The sequence below is a fragment of the Afipia sp. GW821-FHT04G03 genome (assembly GCF_059419985.1).
In genome coordinates this window covers 488531-513064 of sequence record NZ_JBWKSV010000004.1, presented here as the reverse complement: position 1 = coordinate 513064, position 24534 = coordinate 488531, and the positions used below count along the sequence as shown (strand labels likewise).

Genomic DNA, 24534 nt, shown 5'->3' with positions numbered 1-24534 from the left:
TGACTCGCGACGATGACCGTCGGAGATCATCGCGGTATGGCTGATGTCGACATCGCGATTATCGGGGGCGGCCTCAACGGCGTCTGTATTGCGCGCGATGCCGCCGGGCGCGGGCTGCGGGTCGCGCTGTTCGAGCAGAACGATCTCGGTGGTGGCGCGGCGGCGGCGGCTCCGCACCTGATGCACGGCAATTTCATCGATCTCGAGCGGGGACATGCGTTGCGGGTTCGCCGTGCGCTGGCCGAACGGGACACCGCGCTGCGCGCAGCACCTCATCTGGTGCGCCCTGTTCGCTTTGTCCTGCCGGTCCATGCTGACGAGAGGCCGCCGGCCATACTGCGCGCGGGCCTTCATGTTTACGATCAGCTCGCGCCGCGAAGCGGCCTGCCGCGATCCGAGGCGCTCGACCTGACGATTCACACCGCCGGTCATCCGCTCAAGCGCTCGCTCGGGCTGGCGCTGGCCTGGTCCGATTGCACCGTGGATGAATCGCGGCTTGTCATGCTGAACGCCGTCGACGCCGCCGCCCGAGGCGCCGCGATCCTGACCGGCGCGCGCTGCGTGTGGGCGGATCGCTCGGACGTCTGGAAACTCACTGTCGTCAATCGCGGCCGGCGTGAGACCGTTATCGCACGGGCGCTGGTGAATGCGAGCGGTGCATGGACGCGCGCCGTGGCTGAAACCGTCTTGCATTTGCCTGCCGTTCAAGCGAGCTTCGCGAAAGTCAGCCAGATCGTCGTGAAGCGGATGTTCGATCGTGACGATGTCCACGTTCTCCAGAACGGCGGCCGCCAGATGATTTACGCCGTTCCGTATCACCGTGACTTCACCTTGATCGGCACATCCGAGCGGAGCCTCACCGGCGATCCGGCGGTCCTGTCGGCGGGCGCTGACGACATCGCCGACCTCTGCACGGCGGCCAGCCGCTATTTTCGTGAACCGGTCGAGCCCGCCCATGCCCTCTACGCGATGGCCGGCGGTCATGTGACGGGCAGTCCCGATGGCTTCATGAAACTCGACCGCAAGTCCGGCAAGGCGCCGCTGTTGACCGTGACCGGCGGCGTCACCACCCTTGCGCGCCGTCGTGCGGAAATTGCGTTGGCGCGGCTGACACCGGCGTTCAAGCCATCGCCGATGCGGCCCTGGACCGCAACCGCGCCGCTGCCGGGCGGCGATTTCGAATTCGATACGCTGGACGATCAGGTCGAAAGCATCCGGAAGCGCTGGCCGTTTCTTGGCGAGCGTCATGCACGACGGCTGGTGGAAGCCTACGGCACGCAAGCCGATCGGATTCTGGGTGCGGCAAAAAGCATGGATGACCTTGGTCCCCGGTTCGGCGATGACCTCACCGGCTCGGAGGTGCGTTATCTCATGACGACGGAATTTGCCCGCTTCGCCGACGACATTTTATGGCGGCGCTCGAAACTCGGTCTCACGATGCCGCGGCAGGATCGCGCTGCGCTCGACACCTTCATGGCTGCGGCATGACTGTCGGCGCGGATCGAAAGCCCTTGCTGCGGATCGCATCGGTGGTGAAACGCTTCGGCGGCTTCACGGCGGTGGACGATCTGTCGCTCGACATCGCAGCCGGTGAATTCTTCGCGCTGCTGGGCCCATCAGGCTGCGGCAAGACCACGCTGCTGCGGATGCTGGCCGGGTTCGAGACGCCTGATGCCGGCGCGATCCATCTCGATGGCGAGGACATCGCGCACGTGCTGCCGCACAAGCGTCCCGTCAACATGATGTTCCAGAGCTACGCGCTGTTTCCGCACCTCACCGTCGAGGGCAACATCGCGTTCGGTCTCAAGCGGGCAGGGCTGCCGAAGGACGAAATTGCGGCGCGGGTCACGGAAATGGTTGGGCTGGTGCGCCTTGAAGGCTTGCAAGCGCGGCGTCCCGATCAACTGTCCGGCGGGCAACGACAGCGGGTGGCGCTGGCGCGCTCGCTGGCGCGGCGTCCGCAGGTGCTGCTGCTCGACGAGCCGCTTGCCGCGCTCGACAAGAAATTGCGCGAGAGCACGCAGGCCGAGTTGATGGAGGTGCAGCGCCGCCTCGGCATGACCTTCATCATCGTCACCCACGATCAGGAAGAAGCGATGACGGTCGCTGACCGCATCGGCGTGATGGACAAGGGCCGCCTTGTGCAGGTTGCACCGCCGCGTCAGCTTTATGAAGCACCGAATTCGCGCTGGATCGCGGGCTTCGTCGGCGACATCAATCTGATTGAAGGCCGCGTGAGTGCGATTCACCGCGAGCTCGATCGCGCGGTTGTCGCAACCGCTGAGGCGGGAACGATCGTTGTCGGTCGCACCCAGGCCGTCAGCGTGGGGGATGCGGTGTGTCTTGCGATTCGCCCGGAAAAAATAGCGCTCACAGGCGGCGATGGGGGAGGTGCAGGCGCGGGAAACTCGTTCGCGGGTGTGTTGACCGACGTCAATTATATCGGGGGAATTTCGATCTACCGCATCAGGCTTGATGGCGGCGTGACCCTCAAGGTTTCACGCGCCAACGCAACCCGGGCGGCGGTCGACGGCTTTGCGGCTGGACAGCGGGTGAGCCTGTCGTTCGCGCCCGACGATGTCGTGGTGCTGGACCGATGAGCGCGCGCCGCATTTTCACCCGTCCGGCGCGGCTCGCGGCGCTCGCGCCATATTTCTGGATGGCGCTGTTCTTTCTGGTGCCGTTCGGCTTCGTGCTGAAGATCGCGTTGTCGCAGACCGCCATCGCGCAGCCGCCTTACGTGCCCGTGTTCGATCTTGCGGCCGGCTGGGAGACGTTCAAGGCCGGACTGTCCGCGCTGTCTTTCGAAAACTTCAAACTGCTGGCGGCGGACGATCTCTATATTTTCTCTTATGTCCGCAGTCTTGTGGTGGCGATCACCTCGACCGCCATTCTGCTGCTGATCGGCTATCCGGTCGCCTACGGCATGTCGCGGCTGCCGCAACGATGGCAGCCGGTGGCGATGATGCTGGTGATCGTGCCGTTCTGGACCTCGTTCCTCATTCGTATCTATGCGTGGATCAACGTGCTCCAGCACGACGGCCTGCTCAACAAGGCGCTGCTTGCGCTGGGCGTCATCGACAAGCCGCTGGTGTGGCTCTCCACCGACACCGCGATGTATCTCGGCATGGTCTACTCATACTTTCCGTTCATGATCCTGCCGCTCTACGCGACGCTGTCGAAGATGGACGACACGCTGCTGGAAGCCGCCGCCGATCTCGGCTGCTCGCGCATCAAGGCGTTCTGGCTGGTGACGCTTCCGCTGTCGCTGCCGGGGATCGGCGCGGGCGTGCTGTTGTGCTTCATTCCCATCGTCGGCGAATTCGTGATTCCGGATCTGCTGGCGGGGTCCGACCGCATGATGATCGGCCAGACGCTGTGGCTGGAGTTCTTCACCAACAAGGACTGGCCGGTAGCCTCCGCCATCGCCATCGTGCTGCTGGCGGTCCTGCTGGTGCCGCTCTTGATCTACGAGAAACTGCAGCGCCGCCATCTGGAGGCGCAGTGATGGCCATTCGTCAGGCACGCCTTTCGACTTTCAACATGGCGTCGGTCGCGCTGGGTTTGGCGTTTCTCTACCTGCCGATTGCGATCCTCGTGATCTATTCGTTCAACGCCTCGCGTCTGGTGACGGTGTGGGGCGGCTGGTCGCTGCGCTGGTACACCGAGTTCTTCAACGACGAGGCGATGCTGTCGGCAGCCTGGATGAGCCTGCGCGTGGCGTTCTGTTCGGCGACGGCGGCAACAGTGCTTGGCACGCTGGCGGCGGTTGCGCTCTCGCGCGGCGAACGCTTCAGGGGCCGCACGCTGTTTTCCGGAATGCTCTATGCGCCGCTGGTCATGCCGGAAGTCATCACCGGGCTTTCGTTGCTGCTGCTGTTCGTCGCGCTCGACGCCGGACGAGGCTTCTGGACCGTGACCATCGCGCACACCACGCTGACCATGTGCTTCGTCGCGGTGGTGGTGCAGTCGCGACTGGGCGCGCTCGACCGCAGCCTCGAAGAAGCCGCGATGGATCTCGGATGCTCGCCGGTGCAGGCGTTCACCGCGGTGACGCTGCCGCTGATCCTGCCGTCGATTGCGGCGGGCTGGATGCTGGCCTTCACGCTGTCGCTCGATGACCTGGTGATTGCGAGCTTCACCACCGGACCGGGCTCGGCGACGCTGCCGATCCGGATCTATTCGGAGGTGCGCCTTGGCGTGAAGCCGGAGATCAACGCGATTTGCACGCTTGTGATCGGAGCGGTCGCGCTGGTGATTATTGCTGCGTCGCTGGCGTCCAAGCTCACGAGCGAGCAGGGCGAAAGCGCAGCGCCGCTTTAGTCTGCTCTTGCTGGCGCGGAATCCGCGGCGGCCGGGGGAGATGCAACCGCAGGCGCTTCGGCAGGTGGTGCTGATGCGCTGGGCGCAGTATCAGCCGAAGAAGGAGCGGGCGTCGGTGTCTCTGCGACCGGCACCGGCGTTGCCGCAGGAGCAGCCGGGGCAACGGGCGCGGGCAGCACGGGCTGCGGGATCGCCGCTTGCGGCTGCGCGGGAGGTGCTGCGGGCGCTTTCCGGCCGCCGGTGAAGCGGTCGATCACAGATTTCACCGCGTCGCGCGTCTTGCGGTCCTTCAAGGAGTCAAGCAGCGGCGCGGACGCGGGCGAACGGCGGATCAGCGAATCCGAATCCGGGAAAATCAGCGGATCATCCCACGGGCCCTGCACCACGAACGGCAATTGAAACGCCGGCGGTGCATCGCTCGCAGCGATCAGGCTGGCAACGCCTTTCAGATCGTACTCGCGCGACGGCACCGACGCCGTGCCCGTGAGCATCACGCGGGTGGTCTGTCCCACGAGTTGCGCATCCTCGGCGGTCGCGACGCCGTCCTTGAAGCGGATGGCGATGTCGAGCGAATCGAATGGCGTCGAACCGTTGCGGAAGTTGCCTGCGCCGGACAGGGGCCGGCGCTCCAGCCGCTTCAACAGTTGTTCGACATTGAGCCCGCCGATCGCGCCGTCGTGACCCGTCAATGTTGCCGTGCCGTCGAGCGACTGCGCCAGCGCGAACGGACTGGCGCCGGTGGCTTCCAGCGCGAAATTGAGATTGCCGCGTCCGCTCAGCCTGCCGATACCGAACAGTTCGCTGGCGGTGCTTGCAAGATCGACATCGGTAAACTGGAATTGCGCCTTCACGTCGGCGTCGGTGTCGATCCTTGCGATCCCGAGCGATCCCTTGAGGATACCGCCGTAGATCTGCGCTTCGCCGATGCTGAGCGCCAGCGTGCCGTTGCGCAGGTTGGCACCGAGTGCGGTGCGCCCGAGTTTGGAAGGTCCGATGGTCACCTTTGCAGCCGACAGGCGCATGTCGAGATCGGTGGCGGACAGTCCGCGCAGGTCGAACAACTGCCGGTTCCAGTCGCGCGCGCCGCTGGCAAGCAGGCGAACGGTGTCGATGTAAGGTGTAAAGTCGAGCGCGTCGGCGGCAAGCGTGGCCTGCACGGTCTGCCGGTCATTGTTGCTGTAGGTGATGACGCCCTCGGCGGTGTTGCCGTCGAGTTCGAGATTGACGTTGGTCAGTGCAATCGATTCACCCACGACGTTGGTGCGGGCCTTGAGCGAAAACCGTCCCAGACCGCCGGTGCCGGGTGTGGCCTGTCCGGCCCAGCGCAGCGCATTGCGCAGCGACGGGCTGTCGGCGGTCACAGTGCCTTCCATCAGCAGGCTGGTGCGGTTGGCGATTGCACCGTCGAATGCGAATTTCAGCGGCGCGCCTGCGATCCGGACCTTGATGCCGGAGCGATCGCCGGACAAGGCTGCGCCGAAATCGGCGATGCTGAGGCTGCCGTCTATGCGTTCGCCGCGCCAGTCGAACTCGCCGGTGGCGGCAAAGGAGCGCGAGATCGACGGCCACGCCAGCGACAGGTCGATGCCGCTGACGGTTTCGTTCAAATCACGCGCTTCGTTCACGTAATTGAGGACGCCGTCCTTGATGCGGATTTCGGAGAACGACACCGGGCTGTCGATGCCGGGCTTCATGGTGCGGGCGAGTGTCTCGACGATGGCGGTCCAATTGCTGCCGCCCTCGGCAGTGCGCCTCACATTGATGCGCGGATGCTGCAGCATCACGTCGGCGATCTCGTAGCGCCGCATCAACAGCGGCAGCAGGCGCAGGTGGGCGGTCAGTTCAGCGACGGTCAACGGCTCGTCGACGCTGCCGCGCGAACCGGAGCCCTTCAGCCCGACATCGCGCAGCGTGACGGAACTGCCGGGGAATACCGAGATACTGACATTGCCGTTGACCTTGAGATCGAGGCCGGTGGCGGCGCGAATCTGCTGTTCGACGGACAGCCGCACGGCATTCTGGTCGATCATCCACGAAATGGCGATCAAGCCGATCAGCGCGGCGGCGAGCAATGCCGCAATGGGCATCCCCAGGCGCTTTATCCCTTGGGCCATCGTCAATGAGTTCATCCGGTAAGGTTGCGGTGGAAATGTTGGCGGGTGTCCCGCCGCAGCGCAGGCCGCAACTTGATTGCTTTTCTTGACGCTTTCAAGGCCATCTGCGGCCCTATTGACGCATCTGCGCACCTTCGGGAGAGCGGGAATGGCGCCGCGATTGACGTCTCTTGAAGATTTCGCCTAATAATCGCCCCAAGCAGTCGCCTCCAGGTCTCCCGGATCCGAAGTTCGCTTCTTTGGGCCGCCACTTTTCCTCCATCAGGTTGCATCCCCATGAACAAGGTTTATCCCGACGCGAAATCCGCGCTCGATGGCGTTCTCAAAGACGGCATGATGATCATGTCGGGCGGCTTCGGCCTATGTGGCATCGCAGAGGTGCTGTCGGACGCGCTGCGCGAGTCCGGGGTGAAGAACCTGACGGTTGTCTCCAACAACGCCGGCGTCGATGGCATTGGCCTCAGCCGCCTGCTGGAAACCCGCCAGATCAAGAAAATGATCTCGTCCTATGTCGGCGAGAACAAGCTGTTCGCGCAGCAGTATCTCGCGGGCGAACTCGAACTGGAATTCAATCCGCAGGGCACGCTGGCTGAGCGCATTCGCGCCGGCGGCGCGGGCATTCCGGCGTTCTTCACCAAGACCGGTGTCGGCACGCTGATTGCGGAAGGCAAGGAAGTGCGCGAGTTCAACGGCGAGAAGTACATCATGGAGACCGGCCTTGTCGCCGATCTCGCCATCGTCCACGCCTGGAAGGGCGATACCGCGGGCAACCTCGTGTACCGCAAGACCGCGCGCAACTTTAACCCGATGATGGCGACCGCCGCGAAGGTCACCGTCGCGGAAGTCGAGCATCTGGTGCCTGCGGGCGAGATCGATCCCGATCACATCCACACCCCCGGCATTTTCGTGAAGCGCATCATTGCGGTCGATCCGAAGCTGAAGCGGATCGAACAGCGCACCCTGCGCAAGCGCGCGTAAACAGACCCTTCAAAGGAGAGTCCCATGGCCTGGACCCGTGAACAGATGGCAGCCCGTGCCGCGAAGGAATTGCGCGACGGCTATTACGTCAATCTTGGCATTGGCATTCCGACGCTGGTTTCCAACTTCATTCCCGAGGGCGTCGACGTCGCGCTGCAGAGCGAGAACGGCATGCTCGGCATGGGTCCGTTTCCGTATGAGGGCGAGGAAGATCCCGACCTCATCAACGCCGGCAAGCAGACGGTCACCGAACTTCCCGAAACCAGCTATTTCTCCAGCGCGGACTCGTTCGCGATGGTGCGCGGCGGTCACATCGATCTGTCGATCCTCGGCGCGATGCAGGTGGCCGAGAACGGCGATCTCGCCAACTGGATGATCCCGGGCAAGATGGTCAAGGGCATGGGCGGCGCAATGGATCTCGTCGCCGGCGTCAAGCGCGTGGTCGTGGTGATGGAACATTCCGCCAAGGATGGCCCGAAGCTGCTGCACCGCTGCAACCTGCCGCTGACCGGCGAGCGCGTGGTGGACATGGTCGTCACCGATCTTGCCGTGTTCACCATCGACAAGCACGGCAAGGACGGCATGGCGCTGATCGAACTCGCCGATGGCGTCACGCTCGACGAAGTAAAGTCCAAGACCGAGGCCAGCTTCCGCGTCGCGCTGAAGAACGCCTGAGTGATTTAACGCTATCGCCGGCCGAGAAAGCCGGGATTTTGCGCGGACGGCAATAACGAACGCATGTCGTTGCCGAAGGTCGCAGACGGCTGCACGTAACCGGCTGAAAGCGACAGGCTGAGGTTCGAAGTCGGTTTGAATTCGACTCCGGCGTTGATGCTTGTGGCAAGCGTGCTGCTCCGCTCGAAGCCAGGCGTGACGAGCGATGTAAATACGTCCGGCGTCGTTCGAAGCGAACTGACGCCTCCGAAGAGTGTGACCGGCGTGTCGCCGAGGCTCTTGAAGCTGTAGGCGTATTGCGCGCCGTCGGACGACAACCCGCTGCCGCCGGCAAATGCGCTCGCGCCAAAGCCGCCGGTGAATGAATTTGCCGGCATGCTGTAACTGCTGAACGAAAAGCCCTTGCGGAAGCCGTCCTCGTCCGGCGTACTTCCCCAATATTGCGTCGTGGTCTCGCCACCGAGTCCGAAAGGTCCACCAGGAATCCAGTACCGGATTGGCGCCACCTGGGCCTGAGCGGCAGTCGCCGTCAGATACAGCACGGCAGCGAGGGCAAGCCCCCGTTTGGCTGCGACTCGATATTTCAGAGCATTCATCATCGCGCAGCATTATAGCGTTGCGGTGAGCCCAAGCACAGCCAAAAGGAAACGGTTCCAGAGACTATCCGTTTTCGGGGACTGAGCGGTGTAACCGCCTGTTACATTGAGGCCCTTGCATTTTGTCCCGAACGTGGTCCGTATCGGACCCGAACAAGGACAACAACATGCGCGGCAGTATTGAAGACAAGGCCTTTCTGATTCTGATCGTCGTGGTGTCGTTGGCCTTCGGCTGGATTCTCACGTCGTTCTATGGAGCGATCCTTTGGGGCGTGGTCATCGCCATCATGTTCGCGCCATTGTACCGGCGGCTGCTGCGGAAGATTCCGCAGCAACCCACCCTGGCCGCATTGGCGATGATCGTGCTGGTGATCCTGATCGTGATCTTGCCGCTGACGCTGATCGCGGCGTCGCTGACTCAGCAGGCGGCTGTCGTGTTCGGGAAGGTGCAGTCCGGTGAACTCGACTTCGTCAAGCTGTTTCAGCAGATCCTCGACGCGTTGCCGCAATGGGCGACCGGCGTGCTCGACCGTTTCGGCATCGCCAGCCTTGGCGGAATGCAGGAGAAAATCTCCGCCGGTCTGCTCAAGGGCAGCCAGCAGATCGCAGCCCAGGCATTGAACATCGGCCAGAGCACATTCGACTTCATCCTCAACGCCACCATCATGCTTTATCTGCTGTTCTTCCTGTTCCGTGACGGCAACACGCTGTCGCGGCGGATCAAGGACGCCATTCCGTTGCGCGCCGAACTACGCGATGCGCTGCTGGAGAAATTCACCGTCGTGATCCGCGCCACGGTGAAGGGCAGTCTTCTGGTTGCCCTGGCGCAGGGCGCGCTTGGCGGCGTGATCTTCTGGTTGCTCGGCATCCATGCGGCGTTGCTATGGGCGGTGCTGATGGCGTTCCTGTCGCTACTGCCGGCCGTCGGCGCAGGGCTGGTCTGGATGCCGGTCGCGCTCTATCTGCTGGCGACGGGCTCGTTCGTACAAGGCACGATCCTGATCGCCTATGGCTTTCTGGTCATCGGCCTCGTCGACAACCTGCTGCGCCCGATGCTGGTGGGCAAGGACACCAAGCTGCCGGACTATGTGGTGCTGATCTCGACGCTGGGCGGCATCGAAGCCTTCGGACTCAACGGCTTTGTCATTGGCCCGGTCATCGCCGCGATGTTCATCGCGGTGTGGGATATTCTTTCGACATCGCGAAAGACCGATCAGGCCGATGCGATCTGATCGTCTCTGGCGGTCTTACGCGGGTCCCTGCGGAATATCGGAGAACCGGGTCAGCCACGCCACCGGCCCGATGCTGGCCGCGACGATCAGCAGGGCGGCGAGTGCGCCGTCCTCGAAGCTGCCGCGGCTGGCATACTGATAGATCGAGGTCGCCAGCGTCTCCACATTGAGCGGGCGCAGCAGCAGCGTCGCCGGCAATTCCTTCAGGCAATCGACGAACACGACGATCGCCGCACCCAGCAAAGCCGGACGCAGCAGCGGCAGGTGGATGCGTTTCACTGCGGTCATGTCGCTCGCGCCGGCGCTGCGCGCGCTGTCGTCATAGTCGCGGGGAATCCGCTCGAAGCCCGCACGAATGAAGCCCGTCGGCACCGCGAGAAAGCGAATGACATAGGCGCTCACCACCGCCGCACCCGAGCCCATCAGGACGAGACCGGGCAATGCCAATCCGAGCCAGGCGGCAAGCGTGTTCAGTGCGTTGTCGATGGTCAGCACCGGCGTGAGCAGGCCGAGCGCCAGCACCAGCCCGGGCAGCGCGTAGCCCGTGTGCGCGATATTGGCGACGAACGACCGCCACGCACTCGGACGCCAGCGCGTTGCAAGGATCGTCGCGAAACCGAGCGCCAGCGCGACGAGCGTGGCGAGCGCCGCGAAGGTGACCGAGTTGAGCGCATCGCGCCAGATCGCGGCATCGACGGTCAGCAGCGAACGGCGCACGCTTTGATGCAGAAGAAACAGCAGCGGGATGACGAAGCCGAACAGCACCGGCAGGGCGCAGGCGGCGCACGCCAGCCAGGCCTTGATTCCGCCCAGTGTCGTGCGGGCCGTCAGCCGCGGGCTTTCCGAGGAAAATTCGGTGACGGCGTTGCGGCGTCCATAGCGCTCCAGCGCGATCAGTCCGGCGACGATGACCAGCACGAGACATGACAACTGCGCCGCGCCGGCCAGGCTGCCGCGGTTGAGCCATGTCGTGAAGATCGACACGGTGAGAGTACGCACGCCGAGATATTCGCTGGCGCCGATGTCGTTCAGCGTTTCCAGCGCGACAAGAGCGAGACCGATGGCCAGCGCCGGACGCGCCATCGGCAGCGAGATGCGCCGGAACACATTCCAGCGGCTCGCGCCCAGCGTTCGTGCGGCTTCGGCGAATTCCGCGCTCTGCAACTGGAACGTCGCGCGCGCGGAGAGATAAACATAGGGATAAAGCACGATGCCGATGATGATGATCGCGCCGGGCAGCGAGCGGAGATTTGGCAGCAGCGTCAGCGCATCGCGCGGCGGAAGCCACAGCGTCAGCGTGCGATGTACGAGGCCGAGGGGCTCGAACAGGTCGACGTAGACATACGCTGCGATGTAGGTCGGGATCGCAAGCGGCAGCGGCAGCAGCCAGAGCATCAATCCGCGACCGGGAAAGTCATGCAGCGAAATCAGCCATGCGGTTCCAGCGCCCGCGGCCAATGCAACCAGACCGACGCCGAACAGCAGGAGGGCTGTGTCGCGCAGCGCCAGCGGCAGCACGTAGTCGATCAGATGTTGCCAGAGGCCGGGGGCCGGCTGTGCTGCGAGCACCACAATGGCGATCACCGGCAGCGCGACCAGCGCCGCGGTGAAGACCGCGAGCGCCGAGACGGCAGGTTGTGCGACGCGCGCGGCGGTCACGTTGAGAACAATCGCCGCGCGTTACGCGTCAATTGTCAAAGCCCACCTTGTCGACCAGCGTCGAGGCGGCCTTGCGGCTGGCGGCGATCTTCGCAATCGGCAAGGTGTCGGCGTTCAGTTTGCCGTAACCGGCGATGGTCGGATTGATCGCGACGCCGGCGCGAACTGGATACTCGTAGTTGGCGTCGGCATAGATCTTCTGGGCCTGTTCACCGGCAAGCCACTCGATCAGCTTGACGCCGTTGGCGCGGTTCGGCGCGTTCTTCGCCAGCAGCACGCCCGACAGGTTCACGTGGGTGCCGCCGCCCGCGAATGTCGGCAGGATCACCTTGGTCGCTTCGGCCCAAGGCTTCTTGTCCGGGTCCTTGTCCATCATGAGCGCCCAGTAATAGGTGTTGCCGATGCCGAGGTCGCATTTGCCGGCGGCCACGTCGCGCGCGGTTTCGCGGTCGCCGCCCGACGGCTTCTGCGCGAGATTGGCTTTCACGCCGCGCAGCCATTCCTCGGCCTTGGCCTCGCCGTGATGGGCGACGTAGGCCGCGAACAGCGCGTTATTGTAGATGTGCTGGCCGGAGCGGATGCAGATCTTGCCCTTCCATTTCGGATCGGCGAGTTCTTCGTAGGTGATGGCATCCTGCTTCACGCGATCCTTCGAGGCGTAGATCACGCGCGCGCGCATCGAGATGCCGGCCCAGTGACCGTCCGGATCGCGATATTGCGCCGGCACGATCTTGTCGAGCGCCTCTGACTTGATCGGCTGGGTCACGCCAGCCTGCACGGCTTCGTCGATGCGGCCGATGTCCACCGTCAGCAGCACGTCGGCGGGGCTGTTGGCGCCTTCGGCCTTCATGCGCTGTTCGAGACCGGAACTCGCGGAGACGACGTTGACCTTGATGCCGGTGTCCTTGGTGAAGGCGTCGAACAGCGGCTGCACCAGCTTGGTCTCGCGATAGGTGTAGACGTTGACCTCGCCGGACTGGGCGAATGCGGCAGTATTCAAGATCATCGCTGCTGCGAGGGCGGTAGCGGCGAGAAGGCAGGATCGTGACATAGTGAAACTCCGGCGGAGTGGATGAGCGGCGCGGCGCTGGTTCACAACGCGCGTCGGTGCCGGCTTCTGTAGCGCAGGGGGCGGCTACATTCACGCGTCGCTATGTCGCGAGTTCTCTGATTTAGAGAGATTCCAGATTGAACCTAGGCAATCGCGCTGGCGTGCGAGAACACGATCTCGATCAGCGTGCCTGAATGCGGCGCGGTCTTGATGTGGAATTGTGCGCGGTTGGCTTCCACCAGCGCCTTGGTCAATGACAGGTTGACCACTGAGCCATCGGCGGTCTGGTCGGAAGCGCCCTGCGTGCGGAACGGCGCCATCGCGGCGGCGATCTCGTTATCGTTCAGGCCGGGGCCGGTATCGCGGACCCGCAGCACGATATCGCCGAAGTCGGTGGTGGCGGTCGAGACGATGACCTGTCCACCGGCGTTCGCAAGGTGGATCGAATTGCCGATCAGGTTCAGCGCGATCTGGCGCAGGGCGCGCGCGTCGGCCTTGATCGTCGGCAGCGCATGAGCAAGCGACGTGCGGATGATGATGCGCTCCCGGTTGGCCTGCGGCTGCATCACCGCGACGCATTGCTCGACCGTGCTGTTGAGGTCCTGGCTCGCGAACGACAATTCCATCTTCCCGGATTCGATACGCGACAGGTCGAGCAGATCGTCGATGATCGCCATCACGCGCTGGCCCGAGGCGCGGATGTCCTTCATGTATTCGACATAGCGCTCGTTGCCGAGCGCGCCGAAACGCTCCTCGATCATCACGTCGGAGAAGCCGATAATGGCGTTGAGCGGCATCCGGACCTCGTGGCTGATGCGCCCGAGAATATCCGCCTTTGCACCCGATGCACGCTCGGCCTGCCGCCGGGCCTGCATCAATTCGCTTTCGTTCTTTTTCGCCTGCGACAGGTCGCGGAAGATCGCAAAGAAGCGTGTGCTGTCCGGCCGCGTCCGGCCCAGCGTCATCGACAGCGGAATGATGCCGCCGTCGCGCACGCGGCCCAGCATGTCGCGGCCGTGCTCGAGCAGGCTCGCGACGCTGGTGGTCTTGACGCTCTCGAAATAATCCAGCACGGCGCGCTGGCTTTCCGGCGCGAACAGATCGGTCAGGCCGAGTGCGGCGATCTCGGTGTCGGTACGGCCGAACAACGCTTCGGCGCTGCGGTTGCAGGACATCAAGCGGCCTTCGCCGTCGAAGATCACGATGCCTTCGGCCGTGGTGTCGAGAATGGTGGCGAGTTCTTCGGCCTGCGTGGTGTCGTCGCTCGTCGCCACAACCGGCGCAATTGCGGCAGGGACCACAGGTTCGGCGCGCGGTTCGGATCGTGAGCCCGAGAAAATGAGCGCATGAGCGGGCTCGCCGTCCCAGGTGATTGCGAACAGCCGCGCATCGGCGGGCTGGCCCTTGTCGGGCCCGCTCTCGGTGGTCGCCGCGATCACGACAGGCGTGCCGGTTTCCGATGTGCTGCTGGCGGAGCCAGCGCCGGCCTCTACCGTCAGCGCATCGAGGCCGCCGGCTTCGGCGAGCGTATGCAGGCTGTCGTATCCGGTCGAACTCAAAAACGCGGCGTTGGCGTAGATCAGCCGGTCGAGCCGGTAGACCAGCACGCCGACGGGGAGCCGATCGAGCAGTTGCGAGTCCTGCGCGGAGTGCGCGCGGGGCGGGGGAGCTTCGCGTTGCAGAAACGCGGGAGGATGTTCGAACGCGGGCGCTTCGGGAACGTGTTCGACCTTCGGCGGCTCTTGATCCGCATCGGCAAACAGGTCGGTCACGGAGGCTTCGCTGTCGCCGCCGTTGTCGAGGCGCGCCGACAGCCGCCGCGCCAATTCGTCGAAAGCATTGCTCTCGACCGGCGTCAGCGCAGGCGCTTTCGGCTCGGTGACCGGGAAGGGCACGACGTTCTGCGGAGTATCCACGGCTGGCTTCGATTCTGTTTCGGGGAAATGGTTGTCCTGAAAATTGTCGTCCCGGGAATTGTCTTTTGAAAAATTGTCTTTCGGGAAGTTGTCCTGCGTGCTGCCCACAAACCTGTCGTCAGAGGGAACAGGCTTATCCTGCTGGTCGTTTCGGTGGGCCTGCGGCAGATCGTCTTGCAAATCGTCCTGTGCCGCCGCGTCTTCGGACGGCGGAGCTGCGAGCGGCATCGTTTCATGCAGCACGTCATCGCGGCGTTGTGCGGCCAGCCGCGCCATGCCTTCGATGTCGCGGCAGATACCGAAACCGCGATAGCCGGCGAAAAGCCCGCTGCCGTCGTGGATCGGCAATCCGGACAATTCCACCGGCAACCTTGCGCCATCGCCGTCGGCGGGCCAGTCCACGACAATTCCGCTCCAGGTTTCGCGGGTCGCGACCGCGGCGGCGACGCGGCCTTCGGGGTCGAGCCCGAGTGCGGTGGAGATGTCGCTCCACAGCCGTCCAAACGCGGCGGCGGTGCGCGTGCCGATCAGGCGGCTGAATTCATCGGAGCCGAGCGAGAAGCGGCCGTCGGGGTCCATCTGCCACATGAAGCGCAGCGGTTGCTGCCGCGCCGGCAATGATGGGTTATCTGTTTCGGTCAGCGTACCCGAGGCGTGACCGGCGGCGCTGGTTTTAGTGAAGGGTTTTTGCTGCTCGTCGCCGATGTAGACTCGCGTGATGTGGTCAGTCGAAGTTTTTTCCTGACGCGCTTCATAAGGCGTTTCTTGCGTGGCCGGTTCGTCGAACACGGATTCGAAAACATCGGCAGGCACAACATCGGCAGGCGTCGCGTCGGCGGATGGCGCGCGCGCTGCCTCATCGCGTGAAACATCGTCGTGTGAAACGTTCGCTGCGGGTTGTTCCGCCGATACGGCCTGAATGGGCTCAACGGCCGGAGCCGCTTCGACAGCCGGAGCGATAACCACAGGCACCGGTTTCATGACTTGCTTCGGCAGGACTGCCGCGCCGATCAAGGCCACCAGCGCGGTGTCCTGCCCGCGTCCGACCCGGTGCACGGTGACGCAGCCGATATCCATTTGCAGAGTGGACTGGCCGTCGCGCAGCACCGCGGCGCGCGCGTCATCGAATCCGGGGCCGGTGAGATCGTTGAATACACCGGCGAAACTTTTCGCGGGCTCGTTCGCGCCGGCCAGCGAGCCCGCCGGGGTAAAAGCGAGGGCAGGCACGGTGACACTGTCGATGAGATGCGCGAGCCGTTCGGTGAGCGGCATCGGACGTCCGACCATCTCGGTCGCGGCGATCAGGATTCCGGCCGTGCTGTCCGCGAAGGTCAGGCGTGCGCACGAACATGTCAGCAGGCGGCCGAGCGGCGCGCCGAAGCCGCGCAGCCGTTCGAGCCGTGGCGCGCCGGACGGCGACAGCCGCGTCGCCAGTTGCGCAGCCTGACGGCGATGTGGGTCCGCGGGGCCGATGATTTTTTCCGCGAGCATCGCCGCGTTGCGCGCGCCGAACAGATGCGCGCCGGCCGTATTGGCCCAGAGAATGCGTGCGCCGTCGAGCGACCAGACCCACGCAGGCGCGCTGCCTGTCGCAAGAACCGCAAGCCGCGGATCGCGAATACCATGGAGCTGGAAGTCGGCTTCGCTCATGTTGGACAAACCGGCAATGGGCCTGCGTCTCTCGCTTTCACGGCGCCTGATCGCGGCGCCTGGGGATCGGATAGGCTTAACAAATGATTAGTATGGTGCTGTTGCCGCAAGGTCCACGGTTACGGAGCGACACTAGCCGCCGAAACCCGCGATAACGTTAATTCCCTCGCAAATGGGCGTGCCGAAAAATGATGCGGACTTGCGAACCACCGCACTGGCGCGTCGACCCCCGCTGCCGCCCGAGCGTTAGTGGGGTGTTGCAAAAGATATTCAAACGGTCACGATGGGCTGACGGGAACTGTCGTTGCGCTGCGTCATATGCACGATATCGCCTGGCGATAGTTTGCGGACGGCGGGCCGACTCAAATGGTTCCGATCGATACAAACAGGAGGGTGCGACATGTCAGCCGATCGTTTCGAAATTCCGAAAGAAATGCGCTCGATGGCGGAAGCCAGCCTTGATCAGGCGCGCAAGGCATTCGAATCCTTCATCAGCAGCGCGCAGCAGACTGCGGCAGCATTCGGCGGCGGGTCGTTCGGCGGGCCGGGTGAGGCCGCCAAGGAGATCAGCGCCAAGGCGATCGCCTTCGCCGAAAAGAACGTACAGTCCTCGCTGACCTATGCGCAGCAGCTGATCCACGCCAAGGATCTGACCGAGGTGATGCGCCTTCACACCGAATATGTGCAGGGCCAGATGCGAGCACTTGCGGAGCAGGCCAGCGAAATGGGCCAGACCGTGACCCGCGCTGCGATGGACGCCGCCAAGCCCAAATCCTGAAGTCCTGACGAACACTCCCGGACAACCGGGATCATCGGCCCAGACGATCCGGCGCGCTCCGCCGGGTCGATCGCTGGCCGCGAGCGGGGCCCTGCGGCATTTTGTGTTGCAATGCACAATATCTTCCATATAGTGCCGAATAGAAACTGACGCGCGCTGGTTTAGCCGGCGGCAGTTGCGCCGTTCGCCCCGGTCGGCGGTTTCGAATTCCAGCACAAGGAAGTTGCCTGATGAGCGCGAACGATCCGTTTTCATTTTCGAATGTCACCCCGTTCCAGGTTCCGGAGCAGGTTCGCGCGTTCGCCGAGCAGGGCGTTTCGCAGGCCCGTGACGGCTATCAGAAGCTCAAGGAAGCCGCGGAAACCAACAATGGAGCCTTGGAGGCTGTCTACGCATCGGCCACCAGGGGCGCCGGCGACTTCACCGCGAAGGTGATCGACATCGCCAAGACCAACACCGAGTCGGCCTTCGATTTTGCCCAGAACCTGCTCGGCGTGAAGTCGTTGCCGGAGGCCTTCGAACTGGTGAACAGCCATGCCCGCAAGCAGTTCGAAGTCCTGACCGCACAGTCGAAGGATCTTGCCGCGCTGGGCCAGAAGGTGGCGACCGACACCGTCGAGCCGATTTCGGCAGGTGCTGCGAAGGTCTTCAAAACCGGCGTCTGAAGGCGGCGAATGAACCTTTCCCGCTCCGGAGGCCACCACTATCGGGGCTGTTCACGGCGAGGTCCGGACCAGCCAAAGCGTCTTGCCAAAGTGCAGCGTTGCACCTAGTTTCCCGCGAAATCGCCGCCCCCGGCGGGGCCGCCTGAACGCGGCCGGTCGATTGAAAATGCAGTTGTAGCTCAGCTGGTTAGAGCGCCGGATTGTGGATCCGGAGGTCGGTGGTTCGATCCCACCCAACTGTACCACTTACCCGTCCCCAACTTTTGAAGCCGTCAGGCGGACTGCGCCAGCAGGACGGGAATATCGTCGCCCGTCGCGAGCGGCTCACCCGCATGGGTCAGCGTCGCGAAAGTCCCGATCGGGGCGGGGCGTCCCACCAGATAACCCTGAACCTCGTTACAGAGCTCGGCCTGCAGGAAGGCCAGTTCCGCCGGCGTTTCGACGCCTTCCGCCAGCACCGGCAAGCCGAGACCGCGGCCCAGTCCCAGCACCGCGCGCACGATGGTTGCGGCCTGTTCGTTGGTGTTGACCGATTTGATGAACGAGCCGTCGATCTTGATCTTGTCGAACGGAAAGGCGCGCAAGTTCGAGAGCGAGGAGTATCCGGTACCGAAATCGTCCATCGCGATATGCACGCCGAGCGCCTTGATACGCCGCAGTGTGTTGAGCGCGCGGTTGAGATCGCGCACCAGCGCAGTCTCCGTGATTTCGAGTTCAAGCCGGTCCGCCGGAAGACCGGTTTCCAGCAGCACCTCATGCACCAGCTGGACGAAGTTTTCGCTGTAGATCTGCACGGCGGAAACGTTGACGGCAATCGTCAGAGCCTGCGGCCAGCTCGCCGCTTGCTTGCAGGCCTCGCGCAAGACCCATTCGCCGATGGCGAGAATGGCGCCGGTTTCCTCGGCGATCGGAATGAAGACGGCCGGAGAAATCGAACCGCGCGTCTTGTGATTCCAGCGCAGCAGCGCTTCGAAACCGACGACGCGCCTCGTCCGGATGTCTTCCTGCGGCTGATAGACAAGATGGAGTTCGCCACGACCCACAGCCTGACGCAGATCGTGCTCCAGCACCCTGCGGTCGTGCACCTCCGCTCCCATCTTCGCCTCGAAGAAACGGCAGGTGGCCCGGCCTTCCATCTTGGCGCGATAGAGCGCGGTGTCGGCGTGGGTGAGCAGCGCCTCGCGATTGTCGGCATCGTCCGGGCAGATCGCGATGCCGATGCTGCAGGAGGTCACTTTATCGCTGTCGGGTTTGTCACCGTCGGGTCGCAACGCATTGAGAATTTTTTCGGCCAGCCGCTCCGCCGCCGCGGGGCTGGCAAGTTCCGGAATGAGAACCGCGAATTCGTCGCCGCCAAGGCGCGCGACCATGCAGTCCTTATCGAGAATCGCGGTGATGCGCGAGGCGACGGTCTGAAGAACCCTGTCGCCGGCGGCATGTCCGAACAGGTCGTTGATTTCCTTGAACCGGTCGAGGTCGAAGCACAGCACGGCGCACTTCTTCCCGTTATTCATCGAGGCTGCGATTTCCTGATCAAGCCGCGCATGGAACGTGCCGCGGTTCGGCAACGACGTCAGCGCGTCATGATGTGCGAGATAGTGGATATGCTGTTCGGCCTTCTTGCGGGCCTGCAGATTGCGGATGGCGATGACGTGATGTGCGTGCCCGGCAAAATCGATCGGGCGCAGGATCAATTCGACCGGAATCATCGATCCGTCGACATGACGCAGTTCGGCTTCAACGAGCTGGTTCGGTGTGGCGAGCAGTCGTGCGCGCACGTTTGCATCCGGAATGTAGATGTCCAGCTTTGCGCCGATCAGTTTTTCGGACGTCGACCCAACGAGCTTCGCAAAGCTGGTGTTCGCGGTGACGGCAACATCGCCGTCGCAAACAAGCAGGCCTTCGACCGCGGCGTCGGCGAGGCCGCGCATCCGGTCGGCCTCAAGCATGGACCGCCGCTGATCGCGAATATCGAGCGCGATGGCTGCGAGCGCCAGCAGAATGATGGTGAAACTCGCCACGGCCACGGCTACCGCAAGCCATTCCGCGGGCACAGCCGATTCCGAAACAATGCGCGTGGAATCCGGGATGATCGATACCGCGCCCATCGCGGTGAAATGATGGCTACAGATCGCAAGCGTCAGGAGCAGCGCGCCGGTAATTTTCCAGCGTTCGGATGTGCCGTGCAGGCCCGCCGGCAACGCGGCTGCGCCGATTGCCATGCCGAGCAGGATGGACGCCGCGACAAGTGTCGAATCCCAGAGGATCGTTCCGGCGATCTCAAACGCGGCCATGCCGAGATAATGCATCGCGGCGATGCCGCCGCCGACGATCGCACCGCCGATCCAGGGACCGGCACGCCAGCGCACCGGCATTGAAAGCGCCAGTCCGGTCGCGGTGAGCAGGATAGCCGCCGCCAGCGACAGGGCGGTCAGTGCGATGTTGTAAGCGCTCGGAATTCCCGGCGTGAACGCCAGCATGGCAATGAAGTGCGTCGCCCAAATGCCGAACCCGGTCGAGATCGCGGACACGGCGAGCCAGACGTGGCGCATCTGGCCGGACGCGCTGCGGGCATGTCGAAGCAGATTGATTGCGGAAAACGATGCCAGGGCGCAGATGACCGCCGCCAATCCAACGAGCCACAAATCATGGGCGGTGGCGATACAATTATAGATCTTGAACATCGAACGTCCTGCAACGTGAGAACAACGCAACTGCCGGGACGTAGGGGGAATTGCGTAAGAACACGTAAATTCGCCGGTGCATATTCGACGCAAGGGCCGGCCGGCGCATGTGATCGATCGATAAATGGACCGTTCGCGTGGCGAACATGACACGAAAGCGCTGTGCCGCAGCGACTTCTTCAAGCGCGACTCATTCGCTGCACAAGGCTAATGCGCAATCAACCATGTCGCGAAGTGGCGATCCCCGGAGCGCTCGTTCTAACGGTCGGCGCGGCTGACCACATCCATCAGTTCGGCGATCTTGCGGCGCTGATCGGCCTTGTCACCGGACGTGATCGCATGTTCGACGCAATGCGCGACGTGGTCGCGCAGCACTTCCTCCTCGACCCGCCGCAGCGCCGCGCGCGCCGCCGCGATCTGCGTGACGATGTCGATGCAGTAGCGGTCGTCCTCCACCATGCCCGCGAGCCCGCGAACCTGGCCTTCGATCCGTTTCAGCCTTTTCAGGCACGACGACTTGATTTCCTGGCGCATGGAGATCTATATACCCCCCTAGGGTATCTAAATCAAGAAGGATGTAAGTGATGGCAGCCGGACACGAACACGGGAAAGAATGCTGCGGCGGGCATGGTCATCATGCTCACGCCCAGCATGGCGCGCACGATCATGGACCGCATGGCGCGGTCCGCGTCCTCGATCCCGTCTGCGGCATGACCGTGGATCCTGCGAGGGCGAAACATCGCTTCGCGCACAAGGGACAGGACTATTTCTTCTGTTCGGATCGCTGCCGCACGCGCTTCGAGGCCGAGCCGGAGAAGTTTCTGGCGCCGAAATCATCCGCGCCTGAAGAGACATTGCCCGAAGGCACGATCTACACCTGCCCGATGCATCCCGAAGTGCGTCAGGTCGGACCGGGAAGCTGCCCGATCTGCGGCATGGCGCTCGAGCCCGAAACGGTGTCGCTGGACGATGCGCCGGATCCTGAACTGATCGACATGACGCGGCGGTTCTGGATCGCGCTGGCCCTGACGCTGCCGGTGTTTGTCCTCGACATGACCGCGCATCTTGGCGGCGTGCATCTGCTGCCCGGACAAACGTCAAACTGGCTGTCGTTCGCGCTGGCGACGCCGGTGGTGCTGTGGGCGGGCTGGCCGTTCTTCGCGCGCGGCTGGCAATCCATCAAAACGCGCAACCTCAACATGTTCACGCTGATCGCCATGGGCACCGGCGTCGCCTATGTCTACAGCGTTGTCGCGACGCTGGCGCCGCAGGCCTTTCCGCAGGCCTTCCGCGACATGCACGGCGCCGTTGCGGTCTATTTCGAAGCCGCCGCCGTCATCACGGTGCTGGTGCTGCTGGGACAGGTGCTCGAATTGCGCGCCCGCGCGCAAACTTCAGGTGCTATCCGTGCGCTGCTCGGTCTCGCGCCGACAACCGCGCGGCGCATTTTGCCGAACGGCGACGAGGACATCGCCATCGATGCCATCGCGGTCGGCGATCTGCTGCGCGTGCGTCCCGGCGAAAAGATTCCAATCGACGGAGCCGTCACCGAAGGGGCGTCGCTGGTCGATGAATCCCTTGTGACCGGCGAGGCGATGCCGGTGAAAAAGAGCGAAGGCGCACTGGTGATCGGCGGCACGGTCAACCAGAGCGGAGGGCTTGTGATCCGCGCCGAAAAGATCGGCCGCGACACCATGCTGGCGCGCATTGTCGATCTGGTGGCGCGGGCGCAGCGCTCGCGCGCGCCGGTGCAGCGTCTGGCGGATCAGGTCGCGGGCTGGTTCGTGCCGGTGGTGATCGCGGTCGCGCTCGCGGCCTTCGCAGCCTGGGCTGTCTTTGGCCCCGAGCCGCGCTTCACCTACGCGCTGGTCGCGGCGGTCACGGTGCTCATCATCGCCTGTCCCTGCGCGCTCGGGCTTGCGACGCCAATGTCGATCATGGTCGGCGTCGGCCGCGGCGCGCGTTCCGGCATCCTCATTCGTGATGCCGAGGCGCTGGAGCGGATGGAGAAGGTCGACACGCTGGTGATCGACAAGACCGGGACGCTGACAGAAGGAAAACCGAAAGTCGTCGCCATCATGGTTGCCGCTGGATTTAGCCGCGACCAACTGCTGCGGCTGGCCGCGAGCGTCGAGCGTGGCAGCGAACATCCGCTGGCCTTTGCGATCCTGAACGCGGCGAAGGAGGAAGGCGCCGAGCTTCACGACGTTCAGAATTTCGCCTCGCCCGCCGGCAAGGGCGCGAGCGGCACGGTCGATGGTCGTCATGTTGTGCTCGGCAACGCCGCGATCATGCAGCAGTCGAATATCGATACAACGGCGCTTGAAAGTGACGCACGCGCGCAGCGCGAGCGCGGCGCGACCGCGATCTATGTGGCGGTGGACGGCCGCGCCGCCGGCGTCATCGCCGTTGCCGATCCGATCAAGCCGAGCGCCGAGGGCGCGCTGAAGCAATTGCGCGACGATGGACTCCGTATCGTCATGCTGACCGGCGACAACCTCACCACCGCGCAGGCGGTCGCGAACACGCTTGGTATCGGCGAGGTCGAAGCCGACGTCCTGCCCGAACGGAAAAGCGACGTGGTGACGCGGCTGCGGGCCGAGGGGCGCGTGGTGGCGATGGCGGGCGATGGCATCAACGATGCGCCGGCGCTGGCCGCCGCCGATGTGGGCATCGCCATGGGGGGCGGCACGGATGTCGCGATCGAAAGCTCAGGGATCACGCTGCTGCGCGGCGATCTGATGGGCCTGGTGGAAGCGCGGCGGCTGTCGCGGGCGACGATGCGCAACATCCGGCAAAATCTCGCGTTCGCGTTTCTCTATAACGCGGCGGGCGTTCCGGTGGCGGCGGGTGTGCTCTATCCGGTGTTCGGAATTTTGCTGTCGCCGATGCTGGGCGCGGCCGCGATGGCGCTGTCGTCGGTCAGCGTGATCGGCAATGCATTGCGGCTGTCGCGGACGAAACTTCATTCGTAACCGCGATCAGGCGGTGCGCGATCGCCATGAAACTGCACAGAAAAAAAGCCGGGCTCAAGAGCCCGGCTTGTTTAGTTTTTGGCCACGTGAGGCCGACACAATCACCTTCCAAGAGGGATAACCGAATGCACGCGCCGCTGGAGGAGGGGGACAGTGTGCAACGCGTTCATTCAGTGTGAGGAGAGTATGGGCTCCGACTTCCCATGCGGACAACTCCGATCCCGGCATGTCAGTCATGCTCAGAGTGCGGGCTCAAACGCTCGTTTGAACTGTCGTGATGACCCGGTTCTAGGGCAAACGCCGGATACTGTTCCTAGCCAGGCCAGCGCTGCGCCTTGCTCACGATGAAGTCGCGGAATACCTGCACGCGCGCCACCGACTTCAATTCTTCGGGATAGACAAAATACGTATCCAATTGAATCGAGTCGGATTCCTGGAAGAGTTGCACGAGCCGGTTGGTATCCTCGACCAGATAGTCCGGGAGTGCCGCGATCCCTAGGCCCTGCTGACACGCCCGCACCAGACCGAGGATGTTGTTGACCCGGAACACCGCCTCGCGCGGGCCCGAGCCGTTGCGGTTGGCTTCGACCAGCCAATTCCGGTTCTGCAAATGCTGCGGCACGTTCTGGTCGCTGAGCACAATGATGCGATGCGCGTCCAGTTCATCCAGCGTGCGCGGCGTGCCGTGGCGCTTGACGTATTCCGGCGAGCAGTAGGCGTGAAAGCCCATCGAGAACAGCTTGCGCTGGATCAGGTCCGGCTGGGTCGGCTTGCGGGTGCGGATCGCCACGTCGGCTTCACGCATCGACAGGTCGAGTTCCTCGTCGGTGACGATCAGCGCAATGCGGATCTCGGGATAAAGCGCGGTGAACTCGCCGAGCCGGGGGATCAGCCAGTTGATGCCGACGCCGGGCGTCGTGGTGACCTTGAGATCGCCGCTCGGCCGTTCGCGGCTGTCGGTGAGCTTGGCGCGCGCCGCCTGCAACTGCATGAAGACATCGTGCGCGGTACGAAACAGCAGATCGCCTTGTTCGGTCAGGATCAGTCCGCGCGCATGGCGATGAAACAGCGAGACCGACAGCTCCTGCTCGAGCGCGCTGACCTGACGGGACACCGCCGACTGCGACAGCCCAAGCTGCTCGCCGGCATGTGTGAAGCTGCCCGCTTCCGCAGCAGCGTGAAAGACCTTCAGCTTGTCCCAATCCATATCGCTCAATCCATCGCGTGTTCGTGGCATG

General features: G+C 63.7%; 18 protein-coding genes and 1 tRNA gene. 11 read left to right on the top strand and 8 right to left on the bottom strand.

The annotated features are described in order from the left end of the window. Positions 1–36 precede the first annotated feature (36 nt). Genes AC07UB_RS20570 through AC07UB_RS20555 form a run of 4 tightly spaced genes read left to right on the top strand, consistent with a single transcriptional unit; the run spans position 37 to position 4323 of the window. On the top strand, positions 37–1488 hold the full coding sequence (locus tag AC07UB_RS20570; protein WP_494653801.1) for a glycerol-3-phosphate dehydrogenase: 1452 nt from the start codon (positions 37–39) through the stop codon (positions 1486–1488). Further along, entirely contained in the window at positions 1485–2600 is a 1116-nt protein-coding gene (locus AC07UB_RS20565; protein WP_494653803.1) for an ABC transporter ATP-binding protein, read from the top strand. The genes AC07UB_RS20570 and AC07UB_RS20565 overlap by 4 nt, the downstream gene beginning before the upstream one ends. Next, positions 2597–3508: an ABC transporter permease gene (locus AC07UB_RS20560; protein ID WP_494653805.1), complete on the top strand. Its 912-nt coding sequence runs from the start codon at positions 2597–2599 to the stop codon at positions 3506–3508. The genes AC07UB_RS20565 and AC07UB_RS20560 overlap by 4 nt, the downstream gene beginning before the upstream one ends. Continuing rightward, positions 3508–4323 (top strand): ABC transporter permease, encoded by an 816-nt coding sequence (locus tag AC07UB_RS20555; protein ID WP_492791944.1) that lies wholly within the window; start codon positions 3508–3510, stop codon positions 4321–4323. Before AC07UB_RS20560 ends, AC07UB_RS20555 begins: the two co-directional genes overlap by 1 nt. On the opposite strand, the gene AC07UB_RS20550 is transcribed toward AC07UB_RS20555, so the two are convergent. Then, entirely contained in the window at positions 4320–6437 is a 2118-nt protein-coding gene (locus AC07UB_RS20550; protein WP_492791945.1) for an AsmA family protein, read from the bottom strand. The genes AC07UB_RS20555 and AC07UB_RS20550 overlap by 4 nt on opposite strands. A gap of 276 nt (positions 6438–6713) precedes the next feature. On the opposite strand from AC07UB_RS20550, the gene AC07UB_RS20545 reads away from it, so the two are divergent. Both AC07UB_RS20545 and AC07UB_RS20540 read left to right on the top strand, forming a co-directional pair. Continuing rightward, on the top strand, positions 6714–7415 hold the full coding sequence (locus tag AC07UB_RS20545; RefSeq protein WP_492791946.1) for a CoA transferase subunit A: 702 nt from the start codon (positions 6714–6716) through the stop codon (positions 7413–7415). 24 nt (positions 7416–7439) lie between these two features. Further along, positions 7440–8090 (top strand): 3-oxoacid CoA-transferase subunit B, encoded by a 651-nt coding sequence (locus tag AC07UB_RS20540; RefSeq protein WP_492791947.1) that lies wholly within the window; start codon positions 7440–7442, stop codon positions 8088–8090. 11 nt (positions 8091–8101) lie between these two features. On the opposite strand, the gene AC07UB_RS20535 is transcribed toward AC07UB_RS20540, so the two are convergent. Then, entirely contained in the window at positions 8102–8689 is a 588-nt protein-coding gene (locus tag AC07UB_RS20535; RefSeq protein ID WP_492791948.1) for a hypothetical protein, read from the bottom strand. Between the two features lie 164 nt (positions 8690–8853). Here AC07UB_RS20535 and AC07UB_RS20530 point away from each other — a divergent pair, with 164 nt between their 5' ends. Continuing rightward, positions 8854–9918: an AI-2E family transporter gene (locus AC07UB_RS20530; protein WP_492791949.1), complete on the top strand. Its 1065-nt coding sequence runs from the start codon at positions 8854–8856 to the stop codon at positions 9916–9918. 15 nt (positions 9919–9933) lie between these two features. On the opposite strand, the gene AC07UB_RS20525 is transcribed toward AC07UB_RS20530, so the two are convergent. The 3 genes from AC07UB_RS20525 to AC07UB_RS20515 form a co-directional block, all read right to left on the bottom strand. After that, positions 9934–11577: an ABC transporter permease gene (locus AC07UB_RS20525; protein ID WP_492791950.1), complete on the bottom strand. Its 1644-nt coding sequence runs from the start codon at positions 11575–11577 to the stop codon at positions 9934–9936. Between the two features lie 28 nt (positions 11578–11605). Then, positions 11606–12628: a Fe(3+) ABC transporter substrate-binding protein gene (locus tag AC07UB_RS20520; RefSeq protein WP_492791951.1), complete on the bottom strand. Its 1023-nt coding sequence runs from the start codon at positions 12626–12628 to the stop codon at positions 11606–11608. A gap of 143 nt (positions 12629–12771) precedes the next feature. Continuing rightward, positions 12772–16194 carry a PAS domain-containing sensor histidine kinase gene (locus AC07UB_RS20515; RefSeq protein ID WP_494653808.1) on the bottom strand — a complete coding sequence of 1141 codons (3423 nt, stop codon included), beginning with the start codon at positions 16192–16194 and terminating at the stop codon, positions 12772–12774. Between the two features lie 400 nt (positions 16195–16594). Between AC07UB_RS20515 and AC07UB_RS20510 the strand changes: the two genes are divergently transcribed. The 3 genes from AC07UB_RS20510 to AC07UB_RS20500 all read left to right on the top strand — a co-directional run bounded on the left by AC07UB_RS20510 (position 16595) and on the right by AC07UB_RS20500 (position 17882). Further along, the gene (locus tag AC07UB_RS20510) at positions 16595–16972 is read left to right on the top strand and encodes a phasin family protein (RefSeq protein ID WP_492791953.1); all 378 of its coding nucleotides are present in this window, start codon (positions 16595–16597) and stop codon (positions 16970–16972) included. A gap of 230 nt (positions 16973–17202) precedes the next feature. Next, positions 17203–17637: a phasin gene (locus AC07UB_RS20505; protein WP_492791954.1), complete on the top strand. Its 435-nt coding sequence runs from the start codon at positions 17203–17205 to the stop codon at positions 17635–17637. A 168-nt stretch (positions 17638–17805) separates the two neighbouring features. Next, a tRNA-His gene (locus tag AC07UB_RS20500) sits at positions 17806–17882 on the top strand. Between the two features lie 27 nt (positions 17883–17909). Here the strand turns inward: AC07UB_RS20500 and AC07UB_RS20495 are convergent. Next, on the bottom strand, positions 17910–20321 hold the full coding sequence (locus AC07UB_RS20495) for an EAL domain-containing protein (RefSeq protein WP_492791955.1): 2412 nt from the start codon (positions 20319–20321) through the stop codon (positions 17910–17912). Positions 20322–20579: 258 nt separating this feature from the next. Beyond that, a complete protein-coding gene (locus AC07UB_RS20490; RefSeq protein ID WP_492791956.1) occupies positions 20580–20855 on the bottom strand; it encodes a metal-sensitive transcriptional regulator in 276 nt (91 codons plus the stop codon). A 50-nt stretch (positions 20856–20905) separates the two neighbouring features. On the opposite strand from AC07UB_RS20490, the gene AC07UB_RS20485 reads away from it, so the two are divergent. Then, the gene (locus tag AC07UB_RS20485; protein WP_492791957.1) at positions 20906–23296 is read left to right on the top strand and encodes a heavy metal translocating P-type ATPase; all 2391 of its coding nucleotides are present in this window, start codon (positions 20906–20908) and stop codon (positions 23294–23296) included. A 313-nt stretch (positions 23297–23609) separates the two neighbouring features. On the opposite strand, the gene AC07UB_RS20480 is transcribed toward AC07UB_RS20485, so the two are convergent. Further along, positions 23610–24533, bottom strand: a complete 924-nt coding sequence (locus AC07UB_RS20480; protein WP_492791958.1) for a LysR family transcriptional regulator — start codon at positions 24531–24533, stop codon at positions 23610–23612. Position 24534: the final 1 nt, after the last annotated feature.

Bases quoted from the DNA above. Each gene is read 5' to 3' on its own strand.
- AC07UB_RS20530 (WP_492791949.1), top strand. From the start codon at position 8,854: ATGCGCGGCAGTATTGAAGACAAGGCCTTTCTGATTCTGATCGTCGTG.
- AC07UB_RS20545 (WP_492791946.1), top strand. From the start codon at position 6,714: ATGAACAAGGTTTATCCCGACGCGAAATCCGCGCTCGATGGCGTTCTC.
- AC07UB_RS20555 (WP_492791944.1), top strand. From the start codon at position 3,508: ATGGCCATTCGTCAGGCACGCCTTTCGACTTTCAACATGGCGTCGGTC.
- AC07UB_RS20480 (WP_492791958.1), bottom strand. From the start codon at position 24,533: ATGCCACGAACACGCGATGGATTGAGCGATATGGATTGGGACAAGCTG.
- AC07UB_RS20520 (WP_492791951.1), bottom strand. From the start codon at position 12,628: ATGTCACGATCCTGCCTTCTCGCCGCTACCGCCCTCGCAGCAGCGATG.
- AC07UB_RS20540 (WP_492791947.1), top strand. From the start codon at position 7,440: ATGGCCTGGACCCGTGAACAGATGGCAGCCCGTGCCGCGAAGGAATTG.
- AC07UB_RS20550 (WP_492791945.1), bottom strand. From the start codon at position 6,437: ATGGCCCAAGGGATAAAGCGCCTGGGGATGCCCATTGCGGCATTGCTC.
- AC07UB_RS20510 (WP_492791953.1), top strand. From the start codon at position 16,595: ATGTCAGCCGATCGTTTCGAAATTCCGAAAGAAATGCGCTCGATGGCG.
- AC07UB_RS20485 (WP_492791957.1), top strand. From the start codon at position 20,906: ATGGCAGCCGGACACGAACACGGGAAAGAATGCTGCGGCGGGCATGGT.
- AC07UB_RS20505 (WP_492791954.1), top strand. From the start codon at position 17,203: ATGAGCGCGAACGATCCGTTTTCATTTTCGAATGTCACCCCGTTCCAG.
- AC07UB_RS20560 (WP_494653805.1), top strand. From the start codon at position 2,597: ATGAGCGCGCGCCGCATTTTCACCCGTCCGGCGCGGCTCGCGGCGCTC.
- AC07UB_RS20570 (WP_494653801.1), top strand. From the start codon at position 37: ATGGCTGATGTCGACATCGCGATTATCGGGGGCGGCCTCAACGGCGTC.
- AC07UB_RS20495 (WP_492791955.1), bottom strand. From the start codon at position 20,321: ATGTTCAAGATCTATAATTGTATCGCCACCGCCCATGATTTGTGGCTC.
- AC07UB_RS20490 (WP_492791956.1), bottom strand. From the start codon at position 20,855: ATGCGCCAGGAAATCAAGTCGTCGTGCCTGAAAAGGCTGAAACGGATC.
- AC07UB_RS20565 (WP_494653803.1), top strand. From the start codon at position 1,485: ATGACTGTCGGCGCGGATCGAAAGCCCTTGCTGCGGATCGCATCGGTG.
- AC07UB_RS20535 (WP_492791948.1), bottom strand. From the start codon at position 8,689: ATGATGAATGCTCTGAAATATCGAGTCGCAGCCAAACGGGGGCTTGCC.
- AC07UB_RS20515 (WP_494653808.1), bottom strand. From the start codon at position 16,194: ATGAGCGAAGCCGACTTCCAGCTCCATGGTATTCGCGATCCGCGGCTT.